The sequence below is a fragment of the uncultured Aquimonas sp. genome (assembly GCF_937888285.1).
Lineage (GTDB): Bacteria > Pseudomonadota > Gammaproteobacteria > Xanthomonadales > Xanthomonadaceae > Aquimonas.
Genome location: NZ_CALART010000110.1, coordinates 81,619 through 98,553, shown reverse-complemented (window position 1 = coordinate 98,553; position 16,935 = coordinate 81,619). Strand labels below are relative to the sequence as shown.

Below are 16,935 nucleotides of genomic sequence, written 5' to 3'. Positions count from 1 at the left end.
GTCCGTGGAGTGTCGCAACCGCAGCCGCCGTTGCAACGTTTCCATGCTATCCCAATGGGGACCTGTCGTCCCCTGCCGGGGGTGGTTCGTCTCCGCATCCTCCCAAGGAGAGAACCATGTCCGAAGCTCCCGAGAATGCACAGCCTCCCGCGCAGTTCAACCCCGGGTCGAACCGCCGCACGGCCGACGAAGACCGTGCCTGGGCCCAGCTGTACGCCAGCGTCGGTCAAGCCGCCACAGCCGAAGAAGTGGTCAAGCAGCTTGATGCCGACGCCGAAGCCCGGCGCAGCCACCTGGCGCTGTACCTGCGCGCGAAAACGACCCTGCGGGAACGCCGGGTTGCCGACGCGCGCAACCAGCGCATCGGTGCCTTCGCGCGATCGGTCGTGGCCATCGTGGTCGTCGGCCCCTTCCGCCTGCTGCGTTCGCTGCTGTCGACCGGCAGCGATGTCGCAGTGGAGATGCTTCCCCCTGCACGCAGGGATCCCGCCAAGGCCCGCGTCAGCACCCTCACCCGAGACCCCGAGTTCGCGAAAGCGGCCGAGAGGTTCACGGCGACGTCCGACGGCGCGACGCCGATCGCGGGGCAGCACGAAGAATCACGCGGCGCAAAGGCAGCGTGAGCGTTCCTCGTCCAGGAGCCAGCGCAGGAAACGCGCCTCGTGAGAGGCGCCCTGGTAGTAGTCCTTGCACCGGCCGATGTAATCGTCCAGGTCGTCGAGCGACTTCACGCCCACCGGCTCGATGCCGGTGATCCGCGTGAATCGCTCGACCTCCCGGCCCGTCAGGCGAAGCTGGTTTCCGAGGCGGATCATGTCGAAGTTCTGCGTTGCACTGTGCGTGTCTGCTTGGGTCCGCAGCACGGCCGAGAGTTTCCGACGATCCTGCCCAGCCTGCATGAAAACCGCACTGCGGCTCGCGGCCATTGAGCTGCCACCCCTCGCCCCTGCTGCGGCTCTCTCCGCCCGCAAGTCCCCGTCTGTTTGCCAGGACGGCGCGACACCCATCGGGCGCTTCACCGTTCCTGCGGCGTGACTTGGACCTGCAGGCCTGATCGCCTCCCAAGCCCCGCACGGCTTTCGATATTTGCGAATTTGCGGTGATGGTGCTACGCTGGCACCATGGCAACAGACAAGACAGCCGTCAAGGCATCCCCGCGCAAGGCCAGGCAGCCGAACCTGCTGGCTCTCGGGCTCGACGTTTCGGCCTCCGGCGGCACGCTGGAAAGCACAGTGCTCGCCATGCTCAGCAGTGCCCGGGCCGCCACGCAACTCAAGACGCCGTCGACCGCTGCGCGAAGCCGGCTTAAGTCACCGTCTGCCAAATCCAAACCTCCGCAGTCTCTTGCGGCACCTGGCCGCACCACGCCTCCTGAAGGCATCGACCCGGCGAAGCTGGCAACCTTGCAGTCGTACAGCCGTAAGCTCAACGAGGGACTCCACCAGCAAGGCTGGATGCAGGTCAAGACGCTTCGGTTCCGACCAAAGGGCGAGAACATCGACCGGAAGTTCGTGGTCGAATCGTCGCTCGATCCGATGGACAACACCGCGGTGATCCTGCGCGTGCGCCCTGCGACAACCGCCGAACTTCCCGAGCTTGGTCCGAAGTACCTGACGACGGAGCAGGCCGCGAAGGTCCTGAACGTCTCTCGGCCCTACGTCATCGGTCTGGCCGACGCGGGAACGCTCAAGGGCGTGATGCGCACGGGCGCCAACCATCGCCGGATTCCCGAGCCCGAGGTGCTGCGCATGCGTGAGCTGATGCACACGCAGATGCGCAAGGGCATTCAGGAGATCGAGGAGTTCAACGGAGATCTGCGGCAGCGCGAACTCGACGAAGCCAGGAAGACAGTGACGCGTCGCTGGGTGGCCAAGGCGCCGTGACCGGCACGAAGAAGTCCGCACCGGCCAAGAGACCGAAGGCAAGGACGGCGGCAAGCGCGGCCGCCGCAGCCACGCCGCTGGTGATGCCGGGAGTTCGGCCCGTTGTCTTCCTCGATGCGAACATCCTCATCCCCGAGTACCTGCGCTCGATATTCCTCGAGCTGAGCGAGGCCGGGCTCCTGCAGGCGAACTGGTCCGAGGGCGTGCTGGTCGAGACCCGGCGCAACCTCATCGACCCTGAAGGCCGGTTCGGGCTGGACGCCGTTCGCGTGGATCGCATGCTCAAGCTCATGCGGAGCCACTTTCCTCAGGCACTCGTCCTCGGCTCTGAGAGTCTCGTCCCGCAGTTCGTCGGGCGCACCGATCCCAAGGACGAACACGTCGCTGCTGGCGCACTCAAACGCAGCAAGGCGGTGTACGGCGGGGAGCCCGTGGTGCTGGTGACCTCCAACGTCACCGACCTGCCGCAAGCGGCCTTTGCGGGCACCAAGGTTCGGGTGGCACGCCCCGGGCGGCTTCTCGCGGAACTGGTCAATGCCGAACCCGCCGTGGCGGCCGCGATCGACAGGATGCTCAAGCGATTCCGGAAACCGAAGACAACGCGGGAGGACTTGCTCAACATCATGGTGAAGGCAGACTGCATCGAGTTCGCCGAAGCACTGGCTACCGCATGGGGCCTGCGGCCCGAATAGAGCCAGGCTGCAACGACCCGCGCAGCCGCGGCTCGGACGCACTGGGTTTTGCCGGCACGCATGCTTCAGCGCTGCTGCAAGGCCGCGATGATCGGAGCGAGGTCCGCGGCGACCGCTTCCTCGGCGCTTTCAGGGGCTGGGTCGTGGCCCAACTGTTCCAGCACCCGCTCTCCGATCACCTGCAGGGCATGGGCGGCTTCCCGCGGCGGCAGGGACCGCGCCAGGACGGTCAGGACCATTGCCATGAAGTCCAGCCGCATGTTGATCACTTCCATCTGCTTCGACTTCAAGGGCGCCTCCGTGACCGGCACGTCTCCGGCATGGCTGCAATGGTTTCCGGTACGGCACCGCCTGTCGCCCACCGTTGGCGGGCACCCGCACTTTCAGGGGGACCCATCCCTCTGACGGGGGCACTCTCGCGGTGGCATCACTCGCGACCTGTTCCGAACAGCGTCGAGAGCGGCTCGGCAAGTTCAGGGAACAACAGGCTGATGGCCTCGTCGTATCCCTCGAATCGACGGTAAGTCGTCTCGCCGCCATCGACTGAGTTTTTTACCGCGTGCGCGTAGTCGCGCAACCAGCGCTGCTGCTTCTCATTGACTGCGGGCTGGTAGGCGTTGTAAGCCCAAAAGTACAGGATCGCGAAGGCGTGCTTGTGAATGTGATTGCCACTGCTGCGCAGTCCTGCCTCGATGACCTGGTATGCCGACAACTGCTTGCTGTAACCCACCGAGCGCGCATGCTGAATTGAAAGCAGCACGGGCAGTACGCAGTGGTAGCCGTAGAAGTGCTTGTCACGAAGCGTTTCGAAACCGCGATGCCACACAGGGTTGTAGTACATGGCTTCGACGATCGCCAGCAGCGCGCCCTCCTCCGCAGCGGCGTGGTCGCTGTCGTAGTAAGCCATGGCAGCCGCCAGGTAGTCCTGGATGCCCCTCGCCCATGCCTCCTCCTGCACTCGGCGCCACGACTCTATTTTCGCGGACTCGATTCGCCTGCGCTCGTCTTCGTAGTCGAAGAAGTACGGACGTCCGTGTCCGGGCGGAAACGTCACCTGATGCAGTCCGACCGGAGCAGCCTGCCAGACATCCCGGATGTGCTCCCCGAAAAGCGTCGGTGTTTGTCGATAGCCGCTGAACGTCAGCTGGCCCAGTTCGTCCGTGTCGCTCCTCCCTCGCGCGTCCATCACGAAGAGGTTGCGCCGGTTGAAGAAGGCCTCGTCGGTGACCGCCGCGCGCCTGGGATCGAAGCGGGCGAACACCCAGATGATGAAAATGCGCTCTCGACGGTAGAACTCGTCACGGGCGATTACGTCCGACAGGAAGGTGTAGGACAGTTGGATCTCGAACACCAGGGGCATGCCCCGGTACTCGCACTTGACGTCCGGGCGACGCCACTCCCCCTTGAGTACTTGGCTAACTGTCGTCTTCTCCTGGCTGATATTGGACACCTGCGGGTCCTTCGCCAATGCATTGGCAATGAACTCCTTCAACTCGCGGTGGGCACGGCCCTCCTGCTGGCCACGGTAGATCAGCGCCTTGATCTGATCGGGGGCGAGGTGGTTGCCCTCGTACCAGGGGCAGTGGTCTGCCTTGCCGTCATGCACAAACCAGCGGTTCTGGAGCCCGTCGACATGCCTGGACAGATAGAGCGGATGTTCGCAGAGCGCGCATCGGAACCGCATGGCACTACCGCCGCGCCGGCGATCGACGCGAGCCGCCATGGCAGCCCGCCGCACGGCGGTGAAGTCGGCCTCCGGCATGGAATGCAGAGTCTCCGCCGCCACGAGTTCTCCGGTCTCGCAATCTATTGCCAGCTTGACTGTCTGTTGGCGCCGAAAGTTCGATGGACGTTCGCTCACGTTAGAAGACCCTCCTATCGGGCGAGCTCAGGCCGCCGGCCCCGCCGTGGAATCGCTCGCGGTCATGGCGCCCTCGGGGCCGGGCCTTGGAGTGAATGATGCCGGACGAATCGGTCACCCTTCGACACCCGCCCACACACCGCCCACCACGGCTTCGACCTTCTCGAGCATCGCCGCACCCATCGGTCCCGCCCAGGCGAGGAAGGAAGACCTTCCACACGGATCGCCTCCTCGCGTTGAGCAGGCCGGGGCGTCATCGAGGCTCCGCTGCGTCGCTTCGCCGTCGGCGCGCAGCCTGAAAAACACGTCCCCGCCGTCCCACTCCACGATCAAGGTGTCGGCCATCGGAATGCCGAAGCCGGCGACGAGACGACGGTGGGCCGCAGGCACCAGGACTCCCAGCGCATCCCTCAGGCTGGCGCCGTCGTTGCGATCCCATCGCCGCATGTCGATCAGCAGCATCTGTGCGAGCTGGGCGTCCTCGCGGATTACGGCCACCGCCAGCGCCCCGTCGCGGTTCGCCTGCGGCATCGAGGTCGGCGTCGGGCAGTGGAACCGCAGGTATCGGATGATGGGCTTCGACATGGGGAGCGCTTCGCGACAGGACTCCATGTTCCGGCCGTGCGGCCCTGCATCAACCCGTCAGCCCGGCAGCAGTCGCCTGTGGCGCACCCAATCGTCGAAGGACTCGTTCAGCCGGATCGCCGCGCGTGCCCGGGTCAGCGCCACGTACAGGATGTTGACTTCCTCCTGGTCGACCTGGTCCGGCCGCAGTTCGCACCCGTTCTCGAAGAAGCGCATGAAATCGTCGGCGAGCCAGACCTGCTCGAACTCCAGCCCCTTCGCCTTGTGGGCGGTGCAGAAGTAGATGCCGTCGAAGTCCGCCCAGGCGTGCTTGGGCACGTCGGTGTGACGCGACCGGATGTCCTCGATCAGGTGCGGGATCTGGTGGCCGTAGTCGCAGACCACACGCACCAGTTGCCTGAGTTCGGGTTCTTCGGAAGCCTCGGCGAGCCCGACCAGTTCGTCGAAGGAACCGAAGCTCCGCAGGTACGGATCGCGCATCAGGCCGCGCTCGCCGACCCACAGCCGATACGCGTCCAGCGCCTTCTCCAGCTTGTAGCCTTCCGTGCCGCCGACGAAGTGGAAGCGCCGGTTCAGATCTAGGAAGGCGACGGCTTCCTCGAAGACCACCGCGTTGGTCCGCGCGATGACGGCAAAGGCCTTGCCGGTGTCCACCGTGAACCGTGTCCGCTGCGGCGCGCCGGCGCCCACAAGCGGTTGATCGAAACCGTGCCTGAAGTGCCCCAGCAGCGCATTGGCCAGCTGCGCGATTCCGCGCCCGAACCGGAAACTCCGCGTCAGCGGCAGTCGCTCATCGGCCTCGAAGAGGGTCAGCGCATTGGTCGAACCCCTGAACGAATAGATGGCCTGGGCGGCATCGCCGACCATCACCACAGGGACGCTCTGCCGGCACACGATGTCGAAAGTGCACGGGTTCAGGTCCTGCGCCTCGTCCACCGCGATCAGATCGAAGCCGCTCAGCACGGGCCTCGCCATCTGGTACAGCTTCAGGTAACCGTCGTGGGGCAGATTGATTTCGTGCTCGTTCGCGTCGACCATCCGTTTCCAGACGGCCCGGGCCAACGCCACCAGGCCGGCCGGGTCCGGCAGGCGCGATGCGACTTCGGCAGGCAGGTGCTCGGCCGCGAGTTCCACTTCCAGCGACCCGCACCACTTCTGGATCGCCCGCAGGGCCGCCGTGGCAGCCAGCGGGGTGCAGCCGAACGCGCGCGACACCACAGAGGGGTAGGTGCTGCCGACCCGCTCGCCGGCGCGGTCCCCGAAGAGCTCCCGTGCCTTGCGCCACGCCAGCGAGTGCGTCGTGCGGGCGGTGACGTTCACCGGCATCCTGGCCACAGCTTCCAGCTGAATCGCCTTGTTGAAGGCGACGTACAGCACCCGGGACTGCGGTCGTGCCTGCGCGTAGGCGCACAGCGTCGTCGTCTTGGCCGCCCCGGCGCCGGCCTGGACCGCCAGCCGTGCGGCGCCAGATCGGACGATGCGTTGCTGTTCCGAAGTCAGTTGCATCCCTGTTCCTGTTCGTCCCTGCCGGCAAGCGCCGGGCGCCGCCGCTTTCGGCGCGGCACCGACCATCGTGCCGGTTGTGGTGCCCCTGCGCCAGCAGGAATCCCGGTGGAAACTCCGCTGCACGCGGTGGCGGCGCAGGCCTGCGGCTCAGTTCGCGGCCAGTCCTCTCGGTCGCCGGCGCCGGACGCCGAATCGCTTCCAGACGGCGGGGTCGACGTCGATGGGGCCGCAGCGCTTGGCGTCGAGGTTCACGACCACACCGTGCTGCCGCAGCAGGCCGGTCGAGAACAGTTCGTAGAGAAACTGCCCGGCCCACCGGACCACGATGTCGTTGACGAACAGGCCCTGCGAGGCCAGCGACATCCGGACCGAGCAGGACGGCGTGTCGTCTTCCTTGATCCCTTCATCGAGCAGTTGAGGGAATAGTTCGGTCACGCAGGGCAACCGGGCCCACTCGTCCTTCGCTCCCCGGCACCGGGGTTCGCCGAGCACGATCTGACCGGTGGCCTCGGTGTTGCCGAGGTCCAGCCAGTAGCGCGTGCCCGTCCAGTGTCCGAAGAGCCCCTGGTGGACATCGCGCCTGGATCGGGCCGAGTCCACGCAACTGACGACGATGTCGGGGGCCGGGTGACCTGCGCGCGGGCCTGCGTAGCGCGTCGGCAGCGCCTCCCAGTCCAGCCCGTAGAACTGGTTCAGCCGGTGGATGGTCAGCACGGCCTTGTGCTGTCCGATGTCGGACGGGCTGTAGACCTGCCGGCCCACGTTGGCCTCGCTCACCCTGTCGGCGTCGTAGGCCGTGAGGTGCAGCCCGGCCGGATGCCCGAGTGCGCGCAGCGCCAGGTCGAGCCTCGCGAGGCAGTGCGCCATCTGCGCACCATTGCCGCCGACACCGACGAGATGGACTCGAACGCGGCCGCGCAACAGTGTGGAATTGATTCGGTGTTCCATGCGTGTCCTCGTCTTGCTGCCACCAGTGTCGAAGGTGCGCCGCCTTCTTCAAGCCAGCTCACTGCCTTCTGAATTCCAGGGGTTGGGCAGGCTCACGAAGTGCCCGTTGAGCACGAGACGGAAGCGCGCAGTCGGCCTCGCGCGATCCAAGTTGCCGAACACGCCGCAGACCCGAACGCCGTTGTCGTCGCGGTCGTCCTCCGCCGACCAGAACGCCCCGTGCAGGCCGTGGGAGTGGAGGTCGACCGCGAGCACTTCGCCCTCCCGAAGGTCGTCGATCCGGTAGTGGACGTGGCCGCGCCCGACATCGAGGCCCGCATGCCTGCGCAGCGACAGCGAACGGCGGCGCTCGTCGTAGATGAGCGCGCCTGCGACCTCGTCCGGCAGCGCCACCCTGGCCAGTTCGATGAAGTCTTCGAGCAGCCGGATCGGGATGGCCCCGAAATCGAACGCGATGCGCTCGTGCACCAGCCCGTAGGGCAGCGGCAGTCGCTCGGCCAGTTGCCCGACCTGCGTGATGCAGTCCAGCCAGGGTGTGCGCATCTGCAGGAACACCCCGTTGCGCCCCAGCACCATGCGTTGCCCGCAGGCGAGAGTCGGCAATGGACCGAACATCGGCATGCTCACGCAGGGACAGGCCTGCTGCAGCGCGATGTCGCGCGGATCAGCCCCGATTTCAGCCACCATCCGGCCCTCGGCGGTCGAGCACCTGCGCGAGCGACGTGCCGAGCGGCACCAGCGCCGACTCCGGGAAGACCGCGTGCCGACCATCGAGCATGGCGCGCCAGAACCGGTACGGCCCGCCCTTGTAGTTGACCAGCGGCCCCTGGGTGTTGGGGTGCGTGAAGAACGAGTCGAAGAAGGCCTTGTTCCATGCCTCGATCCGGTCGGCCACTGATCCAGCAAACCCGCCTGTCGGGACATCCACGTTCCCCTGGCAGATCGCACCCGTTCCGTACACGTTGAAGTACGGCGCCTGGAACAGCGGCGTGGCCTCCGAGGGGCGCTCGCAGCCCTTGACCGCCCAGACGCGCCATGTCCTGTCCGAGGCGGCGGCAAATACCAGCCCCGGGTGCGGCACCGACTCCCCACGCTCATGGGCGCCGAGTTCGCCGCCGGTGCAGCGGAACCAGATGTGCCGCCGTGCCGGTGGCACCCACCACGCCATCGTCGTGAGGTCCTGGTAGAGCAGGCTCATCGGTACGAAGCTACCCGGCCGCCTTGCGCTGCTCAGCCGCTTCGCGAGGCGCGCCACGGCCAGCATGGTCATCGGCCGGCCCGGCAGGATGGTGGCTGCGCCCGCGTCGTCGTGGTGGATCGGGTGCACGGTCGCAAAGGCGGTGCTGTTGGCACCCCGGTAGATCAGCACCGCGCTGTCCAGCGCCACGCCGCCGACCGCTTCCTCGATCACACGGAATTCGAGTTCCTTCGTCATGGCCAGTCCTTCGCAACCTTGCCGTGGTCGGACCAGTCTCCGTCCGAGAGCCTGAAGATCAAGCTGTCGATGAGCCGCACGGCGGCGAACCAGGGCTCCATGTCCTTGACCCACCGCAACAGCGCTTCAGGGCCGCACAGGTCGACCTCGCACGTACCGCTCTCCTCGAAGAACTCGCCGCTCTCTCCGACCATCTGCTCGAAGTCGTCGACGACGCGCGGGGTGACCGGGTCGTCGTCGCGCCAGGTCAGCACGCCCGCGAATCCGATGAAGTAGCCCTCCTGGTCCTGCGCCTGTGGCGCTCTCGTGGGTAGGCGCAGCCGCATCAGCGCATACGCGTCCTGGATGACGCCCTGGATGCGCGGGCCGGCCGATCCGATCGCCTGTTCGGCGGCCTCCGCGATCTGCCGCGTACGCAAGGGGCGACGCTGGCTTGCGCCCGGCTGCGCCCACTTTGGATAGGTGGCATCGAACAGCGCGCGGGTCACCATGCCGGCGCGCATTTCCTCGCGCGCATCCGCATCTTCGCCCCAGGATTCCTGGAGTGCCGTCTCCTCGTCCTCCTCGCCGTACCAGTAGAAGTCCCGCGCCACATCGAGCGCCGTGCTAAGCGTGAAGAGCGGCAGCGTCCGCCACGAACGGTCCTCGATGATGTGCAGCACCGTCATCCCCAGCCGCGCATGGAAGGCCTCCAGGCATTCGAGCGCGGGGCCGACGCACCAGGTCCCGCCGCCGCCATACCAGGCGATCTGGCCACGGATACGGTATCCATCGTGCTCGCCAGCACCCTCGCTCCCCGCCGCCTCGTCGAGGCCGAGAGAGAACATCGGACGCAGGCAGCGCAGCCCGCAAAGGCGCTGGTTGAGCCATGCCGTCAGCGCTGCCCGGCAGGTGGCGATGTGGTCGGTGTCCATCCGGGCCGGCAGCGTGCGGGCGTTGATCAGCCCGGCCTGGATCAGCACCCGGGCCAGGTGTGCGCCGCGTTTCCGCGCCGCCGCTGGCACGAGGCGCAGCGGAATGTCGGGATCGATCCTGGGCAGGGAGAGCATGGTGAGCAGTCGGGTCAGGGCATGGGCGGCAGGCCTTCGGACGGGAACGGCACCGCCACAGGTGCGACGCGTCGTTCGCCTGTCACGCACACCGCCGAGGCGAACTCGCCGATGGCCTGTCCGGCTTCGACCAGTCTGCGGCGACCGAGCGCCTCCTCAAGCGCACCGGTGGCCGAGTCGCTGCCGCCATGCAACTGCAGGTCGAGCAGAGCGGCGTACCGCTCCACCCGGCCGGCGTCAGCCCTTGGTGCCGACCGCGCGCCGGAAGGTGATGTCCTGGACGCCACGGGCGACCTCCCCGACCTCGATGTCCGCGCTCATCAGTTCCGGGTACTGCGCGCTGTACAGGTCACGCACCTGCTGGTTGCTCAACCCGGCGACATCGGGCAGGGTCACGCCGTTGTAGCGGAACCGCCGCTTGACTTCGGTGATTTCGATGGCCATGTCGCCCTCCTCAACCGAACAGATCGGGCGCACCGGCCCGGGCCGATTCACTGGTCGCGGCGGTCACCGCGCCGGCGCCAGTCACCGGCGCCTGCGCTGCGTCGCTGTCGTCGTCGTCCGGGTCTTCGCCTGCCGCCGCTGCGCTCGGCGCTGCCACAGGGGCTGCGACGTGTTTCACGGGCGTCCTGGCCATCGCGGTCGTCGCAGCCTTGCTGCCTTTCTGCACCGAGGCCTCGCGTGCCGCTGCGAGAACCTCGTTCGTGGCCGCCACCTGCTCGGCGAGGCTCAGGCGCTGCGTCCGGTAGCCCGCCAGCACCGTGGTGAACTCGGCATCGAATTCCTCGGGCGTCGCGGTCAGGGACAGCGGGGTCGCGAGCGCCGGCTCGTCCTTGGCATCAGCCGGCTTCGGGATGACCACCACGGTCATGGTGCCGCGCGGCGCGTCGGCCGACACCGCCATCGTCAGCGGCCCGGATGCCCGGACCAGTTCGAAGAGTTCCTTGAACATTGCATCAATCTCCTGGCTGTGAGAGGCAAGCCCTCGACATTCATCTTCGGGCTCGCCCCCTCGCCGTCAACCCGTCATGCGCTCACAGCCTCGGCTGCGTCGCAAGCGACCTGCGAGGCCGCAGGGGCTGGTGCCGCCCCGGTCCCGCTGCCTGTCCGATCCGTCCTGCCGAAGCCACGCCTCGGGTAGCGCATCGACTTCGGCACCGCGCCTGCGTAGGCGAAGGCGGGAACTGCCAGCAGTGCCTTGATGAAGTCGGCCCGCTTGCCGGCCCTGGCCTTCGCATAGGCGCCGCCCATGGCCTGTCTCAGTCCGACCTCGTCGGACAGCGACTCCAGTTCGCTGACGGTCAGCAGGTCCAGGTAGCCGCCATCGAGCACGAAGGACCTGGCCTCGTCGACCTCGAGGTAGTTCAGGATCGTTTCCAGCCCGTCGTTGTCGATTCCGCAGGCCGCCGCTGCGGCCACCGCACGGACCATCGTCGCGGCCTGCTGGTCATCGAAGCTGTCCGCCTGTTCGATTGCCTTGCGCAACGGCAGCGGCCCGCTTGCCGCCTTCGTCGAAGTGGCAGCGCCGGTCACTTTGGCGGCGACCTCGGCATAGCGGTCCCGCACCACGGCGCGCATGTCGCCCGCCAGCACCAGCGCCGCCAGGACACGCTGATTGCGTTGCGGCTGCGCCATCAGGGCGTTCGCGGCCCACTTGCGCCACTGCTCGATCCTGTAGGTGACGACCCTCGCGGGAACATGGTGCGCGGCCGTAGCGCCGGATGCGGGGGTCGCTGCCTTTCTGGGCGAGGGTTTCGACCCGGCATCGGCCGGCCCGCTGCCCTCAGCGCTGGTTCGCGCCGCCTCGCGCACTGTCCTGCGATGGGCGCTTACCTTCTTCGCGTGGCATGCGGCATCGAAGCACAGCGACTCGCAAACATCGCCGTAGGAGCCCGCCATCGCCGACAGGCTGCACCCGAAGTTCTCGCAGCCCTTGCACGCTGTGTACTGCGTGGCGCCCACGCCCATCGGACCATCCGGCCCGACCGTGAGTGGGGCGAATCCGTCCTCCAGCCGGACGAAACGCACAACCGGGAACTGATCGCGCAGCGGCACGGCGCGCGCCTCCAGTGCCGCCATGGTCAGTTCGTCGTAGTGGCTCGGATGCTGGCAGAAGCCTTCGCCGATGGACTCGTCGAACAGCGAAGCTTGCTGCGCCGAGTTGTGGGGACATGCGATGCACTGCCCCGTGTCGAAGATGGCATCGGCAAGCCGCTTGGCGAACTGGCCGAGTTGCTTCTTGAGCACTTCCACCGGCACCTTGTGCTCGATGACGCCACCGAGCACTTTCTCCTGCCGGCCGGCAGGCAGGCCCGCCAGGAGTTCGGCGTGGCCGAGCTTGATGCGCCGCTCGTTGAGCGCGCTGCGCACGGTCGGCGCGCAGTTCAGCAGCAGCAGGCGGCGTTCAAGGGTGTCGACGTTCCAGCCGAGCTGCAGTGCCGTCTCGTGCTTGTCGCCCTTGTTGTAGGCCAGCAGCGAGGCAGCACCCTCGGCCTGCTCGACATCACTGGTGTCGTCGCGGAAGTGGTTCTCGATGATGCCGAGCGACCGTGCCTCCGCGTCGCTCGCATCGCGGATGACGACAGGCATGTCGTAGTCGTCGCCATGGACCGTGCGTGCCGCGCGCCAGCGGCGCTCGCCGGCCATGATCTCGAACACGCCTTCGCGCTCCGGGTGCGGACGGACGAGGATCGGCTGCGTCACGCCGCCGGCCGCCCGGATCCCCGCTTCGAGTTCCTTCATCGCCTGCGGATCGAAGTACTGCCGGTGGTTCGGCCCCGAGACGATGGCACTGAGTTTCAGTGTCGGTTGCATTCAGCCTCCTTGTGGCGAGTGCGCCATGGGTCGGCGCAAGGTCATGTTCCCGCGCAAGCAAGCCTGGTCAACCCGCTGCAAGTCGGCCACTTGCGACCTGAAGACCACTGACGTTGACGCTGTTCGCTTGCATGGGTCGATCGCCTCGATGCCCAGCCACTTCGGGGGGTCGCAGTACAGGTCACACCTGATCCGGTACCCCGTCAAGCTCGCCACACTGACCGGCCCGTTCAATGGCGATGGCGGCTCCATGGACCCGGTCCCGGCGCGTGAGATGCACCCTGCACCTGCGCAATCTCCAGCGTTGCAGGAGCCTTCGGCATCGGCCGGTCAAGTGATCGCGTGACGACCCGCCGACCTCGTTGCCGAGTGATGGGCCCACTGCCATACTGATTTCACCTTGCGGCCCCACGGGCCCGTCCTCATCGCGAGGAGGTATCCGCCGCTCAGCGGTGGCGTTAGCGGTCGTGACCCGCACACACAGCGCGCAGCACGCCTGCGCATCCCATCGGGGACACCGTCCCCGTCCGGGCCATCGGTGTTCCCCATTCAACCGGAGAACACCATGAACCTCTCCATGCTCGACCGCGAGCAACTGGAGGACATCCTTCTGAACCCGCCCCGGGTGGAGGTGCATCCGCTCCAGTGCTCCGACAGCATCACGCTCGACTGCCTGCCAATCGGCCCGGCCGAGCGCCCGACCCGAATCCGGCATGTGCTTGCAGCAGCGCACGAACTGCTGGTTCGTTCGGCCAACACGGCGCTCGTCGGCCGTTGCGTGCTCGACAGCCCGACCCTGGTGAAGAACTATTTCAAGGTCCACTTCGCCGGCGCCGAGCGCGAGACCTTCGTCGTCGTGTTCCTCGACGCGCAGATGCGTGTCATCGCGACCGAAGAACTGTTCGCCGGCACCCTGCAGCAGACCAGCGTCTATCCACGCGAGGTGGTCAAGCGCGCGCTGCACCACAACGCGGGCGGCGTGATCTTCGGCCACCCGCACCCCAGCGGGCAGTGCGAACCCTCGCGCGCGGACGAGTTCCTCACCCAGACCCTCAAGTCCGCCTTGAGCCTCGTCGACGTGCGTGTCCTCGACCACATGGTGGTCTCGGGCTCGACCTGCACGAGCTTTGCGGAAAGGGGTCTGCTGTGACCACCGAGGCCGTTCCGCAGGCGGAGTGGATTCCAGCGTGCGGTGGAACGGAGACACCGTTCACGACCCGCACCGGGCGGCGTCTGCTCTACATGTGGAACCCGACCACCGGCGAGCACGCGTACTACGACGTCACCAACGACGTCTTCCTGTCCGCCGACGAAGCCACCGCCGCCCTGGCGATGCACTGACCCGCGGGGAGCGCCACCGCTCCCCGTCTCGTCGCTGAGGCATCGCGGCCCACCCGCGCCGCCTCGAACACCCAAGGAGCAACCCATGCCCCGAAACCCTGAAGCCCTTCAGTTCGCGAAGACCGCTGATCACCAGTACGTCTGCGTGACCTGGTTCGAGCGCGACCGCCAGAACGTCCGTCTCGAGACGCCACGCGGCCGCGTGATCTTCGACCTGTGGGACGACGACGTCACCGACGCGATCGACAGCGGCTACCTCACGGTGCCGCGAGTCCCACGAGCCACCGACGCCGACTGGCAGCCCCACGCGGTTGCCTTCGCGCGGGACACCGGTCGTCTCTGACCGTCCTCTTCATTCATCCCATCCACCCACATTCAAGGAGCCATTCCATGGAGTACATCGAACTCGGCCCCGTGCCGGCCGGCGAGCCCTGCGCTCAGGTCGGTACCGACAACTACCTCGCGCGCTCGATGCGCGAGTGCGAGGTTTTCCGCCGCATGCTCGAACGGGTCCTTCCGATCCCGGAAGGCCTGCCGGTGAAGTACGTGGTTCGCAGCCACCCGCACGACTTCGGCACCTACCGCGAGGTCTCCGTGCGGTACAGCGGCGATGACGCGGCGGCCTGCAACTTTGCGTTCCAGGTCGAGTCTTCGGTCCCTGATGTCTGGGACCCGGTCGCGCAGCAGGAACTCGCGGACCTGCAGCGGCGGCAGGTTGAACTGCAGGCGGTTTCCGCAACTGCGGCGACCGTCGAGCCAGCGGATCGAGCGCAATCTGACTGCATGCCCCAGCGCGTGCCGGCTGATGTCCGACACGACGTGTTGCGATCGCCCGTCACGAATTGAGCCGGACCAGGCAATCGGGGGCACCCATCGGGGTGCCCCCTTTTGCTGGTCTGGATAGGACTCCATGCGCGTCGGTGCGCGGAATGTCTGCACCGATCCCTGGTGCATGGCCGGCGCGACGGTATACACTGGATGAATGTACAGCTTCGATGCCATTCCCGAAGGCGCCGCAGTTGGCAGCGACCCCTCCGCCCGACCCCGCGAGACCCGCAGCACGGCTGCCGGCTTCGGCTCGCCGGGCGCGGATTCGACCGTCAAGCGCATCGACCTGAACGACGCGCTGATAAGGCACCCTGATGCCACGTTCGTGATGCGGGCAGCGGGCGCCGCCATGCAAGGCTCCGGGATCGATGAAGCCGACGTGCTGCTGGTGGATCGCGCGATCCAGCCGTCGCACGGTCACATCGTCGTGGCGGTCGTGGATGGCGAATTGGTCTGCCGCCGGTTGTGGAAACAGGCCGGCTCGACGAGGCTGGAAGCCGCGTTCACCGACAACCCCGCCACCCACACCGACATCGTCCCGGACGAAGGGACGCCGGTGGAGGTCTGGGGCGTCGTGACCACGGTGATCAAGTCGCTGATGCCGCGGTAGCTTTCGGCGAGAGGTCCGACGCCATGTTCGCCCTGGTCGACGCCAACAACATGTACGTGAGCTGCGAGCGCGTCTTCCAGCCGCGGCTGTGCGGCCGCCCGGTCGTGGTGCTGTCCTCCAACGACGGGGCCTGCATCGCGCGCAGCAACGAAGCCAAGGACCTCGGCGTCAAGATGGCCCAGCCCTGGTTCCAGGTCCGCCACCTCGAGCGCTCGGCCGGCCTGCTCGCGGTGTCGGCCAACTTCGAGCTGTACGGCGACATGTCGAGCCGGATGATGGCCGTCGTGGCGCGCTTCGCGCCGCGGCAGGAGGTGTACAGCATCGACGAGTCCTTTCTCGATTTCGACGGCGTGCGCGGCGATCTGGTCGGTATTGGCCGCGACCTCCGGGCCACCGTCCTGATGGAGACGGGCCTGCCGACATCCGTGGGCTTCGGCCCGACGAAGACGCTCGCCAAGCTTGCCAACCACATCGCCAAGACCGCTGATCGGAAGCCGGGCTCCTACCCAGGACACCTCGCTCAGGTCTGCAATCTGGTCACCTTGTCCGAGGCGGATCGATTGAAGGCTTTCGCGGCCACCGAAGTCGGCAACGTCTGGGGCGTCGGACGGAAGATCGGAGCACGGCTCGTCGAAGGCGGCGTGCGGACGGTGCTCGACCTGGTGCGCTGCGACGTCGCGACCCTGCGCAAGCAGTTCAGCGTCGTCCTGGAGAAGACGGTCCTCGAACTCCGCGGCACCTCCTGCCTGAGCATGGACGAGGCGCCGGCGGCGAAGCAGCAGATCCTGGTCTCGCGCTCCTTCGGAAAGGCGGTCACCGATGTCGCCGGCATCGTCGAGGCGGTCAGCGAGTTTGCGTCACGCGCGGCAGAGAGCCTGCGTCTGCAGGATGGCGCGGCCGGGGCCGTCAACGTGTTCTTCACGACCAGCCCGTTCCGCCAGAACGATCGGCAGCACAGCCCCAGCGTGACGGTGCCATTGGTTCGACCCACTTCGGACTCCCGGCACCTGGTCGGCGCTGCCGTCGCCGCCGTGCACCGCCTGTTTCGTCCTGGCTTCAACTACGTCAAGGCGGGCGTCATGTTGGTGGACCTCCAACCTGCAGGCCAACGGCAGGGCGAACTCGACCTGTTTTCCGCCGTCGCCGGCGCGCCAGGGGAACAGTTGCAGCGAGACCGCTCGGCGCTGATGGCCACCATGGATGAACTGAACCGGCGATTCGGCCGGAGTTCGGTGCACATCGGGAGCGCTTCGACCAGCGCACACGACACCGACGAACGCAGTTGGGCGACCAGACAGGAGCGCCGGTCGCCGCGGTTCACGACACGGTGGGACGAGATGCCGATGGTTCGAGGCTGAGCGCGATCGCGGAGGAACTCGACGC

At 67.1% G+C, this 16,935-nt stretch carries 22 protein-coding genes; 9 read left to right on the top strand and 13 right to left on the bottom strand.

Annotation, left to right across the window (positions count from 1 at the left end):
* The first annotated feature begins 116 nt into the window (after positions 1 to 116).
* Positions 117 to 623 (top strand): hypothetical protein, encoded by a 507-nt coding sequence (locus Q0654_RS20355; RefSeq protein ID WP_298856854.1) that lies wholly within the window; start codon positions 117 to 119, stop codon positions 621 to 623.
* Here the strand turns inward: Q0654_RS20355 and Q0654_RS20350 are convergent.
* Positions 600 to 926, bottom strand: a complete 327-nt coding sequence (locus Q0654_RS20350) for a hypothetical protein (RefSeq protein WP_298856853.1) — start codon at positions 924 to 926, stop codon at positions 600 to 602. The two genes, Q0654_RS20355 and Q0654_RS20350, sit on opposite strands and share 24 nt — an antisense overlap.
* Positions 927 to 1,121: 195 nt before the next feature.
* Here Q0654_RS20350 and Q0654_RS20345 point away from each other — a divergent pair, with 195 nt between their 5' ends.
* Both Q0654_RS20345 and Q0654_RS20340 read left to right on the top strand, forming a co-directional pair.
* Positions 1,122 to 1,883, top strand: a complete 762-nt coding sequence (locus tag Q0654_RS20345) for an excisionase family DNA-binding protein (RefSeq protein WP_298856852.1) — start codon at positions 1,122 to 1,124, stop codon at positions 1,881 to 1,883.
* A complete protein-coding gene (locus Q0654_RS20340; protein ID WP_298856851.1) occupies positions 1,880 to 2,575 on the top strand; it encodes a PIN domain-containing protein in 696 nt (231 codons plus the stop codon). Before Q0654_RS20345 ends, Q0654_RS20340 begins: the two co-directional genes overlap by 4 nt.
* Before the next feature lie 65 nt (positions 2,576 to 2,640).
* Here the strand turns inward: Q0654_RS20340 and Q0654_RS20335 are convergent, their stop codons facing one another.
* The 12 genes from Q0654_RS20335 to Q0654_RS20280 form a co-directional block, all read right to left on the bottom strand.
* Complete coding sequence (locus Q0654_RS20335) at positions 2,641 to 2,865, bottom strand: hypothetical protein (protein ID WP_298856850.1); 225 nt, start codon at positions 2,863 to 2,865, stop codon at positions 2,641 to 2,643.
* A gap of 137 nt (positions 2,866 to 3,002) precedes the next feature.
* On the bottom strand, positions 3,003 to 4,436 hold the full coding sequence (locus Q0654_RS20330) for a DUF6035 family protein (protein ID WP_298856849.1): 1,434 nt from the start codon (positions 4,434 to 4,436) through the stop codon (positions 3,003 to 3,005).
* Positions 4,437 to 4,550: 114 nt separating this feature from the next.
* Complete coding sequence (locus Q0654_RS20325) at positions 4,551 to 5,021, bottom strand: hypothetical protein (protein WP_298856848.1); 471 nt, start codon at positions 5,019 to 5,021, stop codon at positions 4,551 to 4,553.
* A gap of 57 nt (positions 5,022 to 5,078) precedes the next feature.
* The gene (locus Q0654_RS20320) at positions 5,079 to 6,527 is read right to left on the bottom strand and encodes a UvrD-helicase domain-containing protein (RefSeq protein ID WP_298856847.1); all 1,449 of its coding nucleotides are present in this window, start codon (positions 6,525 to 6,527) and stop codon (positions 5,079 to 5,081) included.
* A 147-nt stretch (positions 6,528 to 6,674) separates the two neighbouring features.
* Positions 6,675 to 7,475, bottom strand: coding sequence for a PRTRC system ThiF family protein (locus tag Q0654_RS20315; RefSeq protein WP_298856846.1), 801 nt, complete (start codon positions 7,473 to 7,475; stop codon positions 6,675 to 6,677).
* Positions 7,476 to 7,523: 48 nt separating this feature from the next.
* Entirely contained in the window at positions 7,524 to 8,162 is a 639-nt protein-coding gene (locus Q0654_RS20310; protein ID WP_298856845.1) for a PRTRC system protein A, read from the bottom strand.
* Positions 8,152 to 8,910 carry a PRTRC system protein B gene (locus Q0654_RS20305; protein ID WP_298856844.1) on the bottom strand — a complete coding sequence of 253 codons (759 nt, stop codon included), beginning with the start codon at positions 8,908 to 8,910 and terminating at the stop codon, positions 8,152 to 8,154. Before Q0654_RS20305 ends, Q0654_RS20310 begins: the two co-directional genes overlap by 11 nt.
* Entirely contained in the window at positions 8,907 to 9,959 is a 1,053-nt protein-coding gene (locus Q0654_RS20300; RefSeq protein WP_298856843.1) for a PRTRC system protein F, read from the bottom strand. The genes Q0654_RS20305 and Q0654_RS20300 overlap by 4 nt, the downstream gene beginning before the upstream one ends.
* A gap of 14 nt (positions 9,960 to 9,973) precedes the next feature.
* Complete coding sequence (locus tag Q0654_RS20295) at positions 9,974 to 10,186, bottom strand: hypothetical protein (protein ID WP_298856841.1); 213 nt, start codon at positions 10,184 to 10,186, stop codon at positions 9,974 to 9,976.
* Positions 10,187 to 10,196: 10 nt separating this feature from the next.
* The gene (locus Q0654_RS20290; protein WP_298856840.1) at positions 10,197 to 10,403 is read right to left on the bottom strand and encodes a PRTRC system protein C; all 207 of its coding nucleotides are present in this window, start codon (positions 10,401 to 10,403) and stop codon (positions 10,197 to 10,199) included.
* Between the two features lie 10 nt (positions 10,404 to 10,413).
* Positions 10,414 to 10,911, bottom strand: coding sequence for a PRTRC system protein E (locus Q0654_RS20285; RefSeq protein ID WP_298856839.1), 498 nt, complete (start codon positions 10,909 to 10,911; stop codon positions 10,414 to 10,416).
* 74 nt (positions 10,912 to 10,985) lie between these two features.
* Entirely contained in the window at positions 10,986 to 12,773 is a 1,788-nt protein-coding gene (locus tag Q0654_RS20280) for a PRTRC system ParB family protein (protein ID WP_298856838.1), read from the bottom strand.
* Positions 12,774 to 13,350: 577 nt separating this feature from the next.
* On the opposite strand from Q0654_RS20280, the gene radC reads away from it, so the two are divergent.
* From radC to Q0654_RS20250, 6 genes are all read left to right on the top strand, one after another.
* Entirely contained in the window at positions 13,351 to 13,923 is a 573-nt protein-coding gene (gene radC, locus Q0654_RS20275; RefSeq protein WP_298856837.1) for a DNA repair protein RadC, read from the top strand.
* Positions 13,920 to 14,114, top strand: a complete 195-nt coding sequence (locus Q0654_RS20270; protein WP_298856836.1) for a hypothetical protein — start codon at positions 13,920 to 13,922, stop codon at positions 14,112 to 14,114. Before radC ends, Q0654_RS20270 begins: the two co-directional genes overlap by 4 nt.
* 85 nt (positions 14,115 to 14,199) lie before the next feature.
* Positions 14,200 to 14,457, top strand: coding sequence for a hypothetical protein (locus Q0654_RS20265; RefSeq protein WP_298856835.1), 258 nt, complete (start codon positions 14,200 to 14,202; stop codon positions 14,455 to 14,457).
* Positions 14,458 to 14,504: 47 nt separating this feature from the next.
* A complete protein-coding gene (locus tag Q0654_RS20260; protein WP_298856834.1) occupies positions 14,505 to 14,960 on the top strand; it encodes a hypothetical protein in 456 nt (151 codons plus the stop codon).
* Between the two features lie 136 nt (positions 14,961 to 15,096).
* On the top strand, positions 15,097 to 15,552 hold the full coding sequence (gene umuD, locus Q0654_RS20255; protein WP_298856833.1) for a translesion error-prone DNA polymerase V autoproteolytic subunit: 456 nt from the start codon (positions 15,097 to 15,099) through the stop codon (positions 15,550 to 15,552).
* Between the two features lie 23 nt (positions 15,553 to 15,575).
* Positions 15,576 to 16,910 (top strand): Y-family DNA polymerase, encoded by a 1,335-nt coding sequence (locus tag Q0654_RS20250; protein ID WP_298856832.1) that lies wholly within the window; start codon positions 15,576 to 15,578, stop codon positions 16,908 to 16,910.
* Positions 16,911 to 16,935 lie beyond the last annotated feature (25 nt).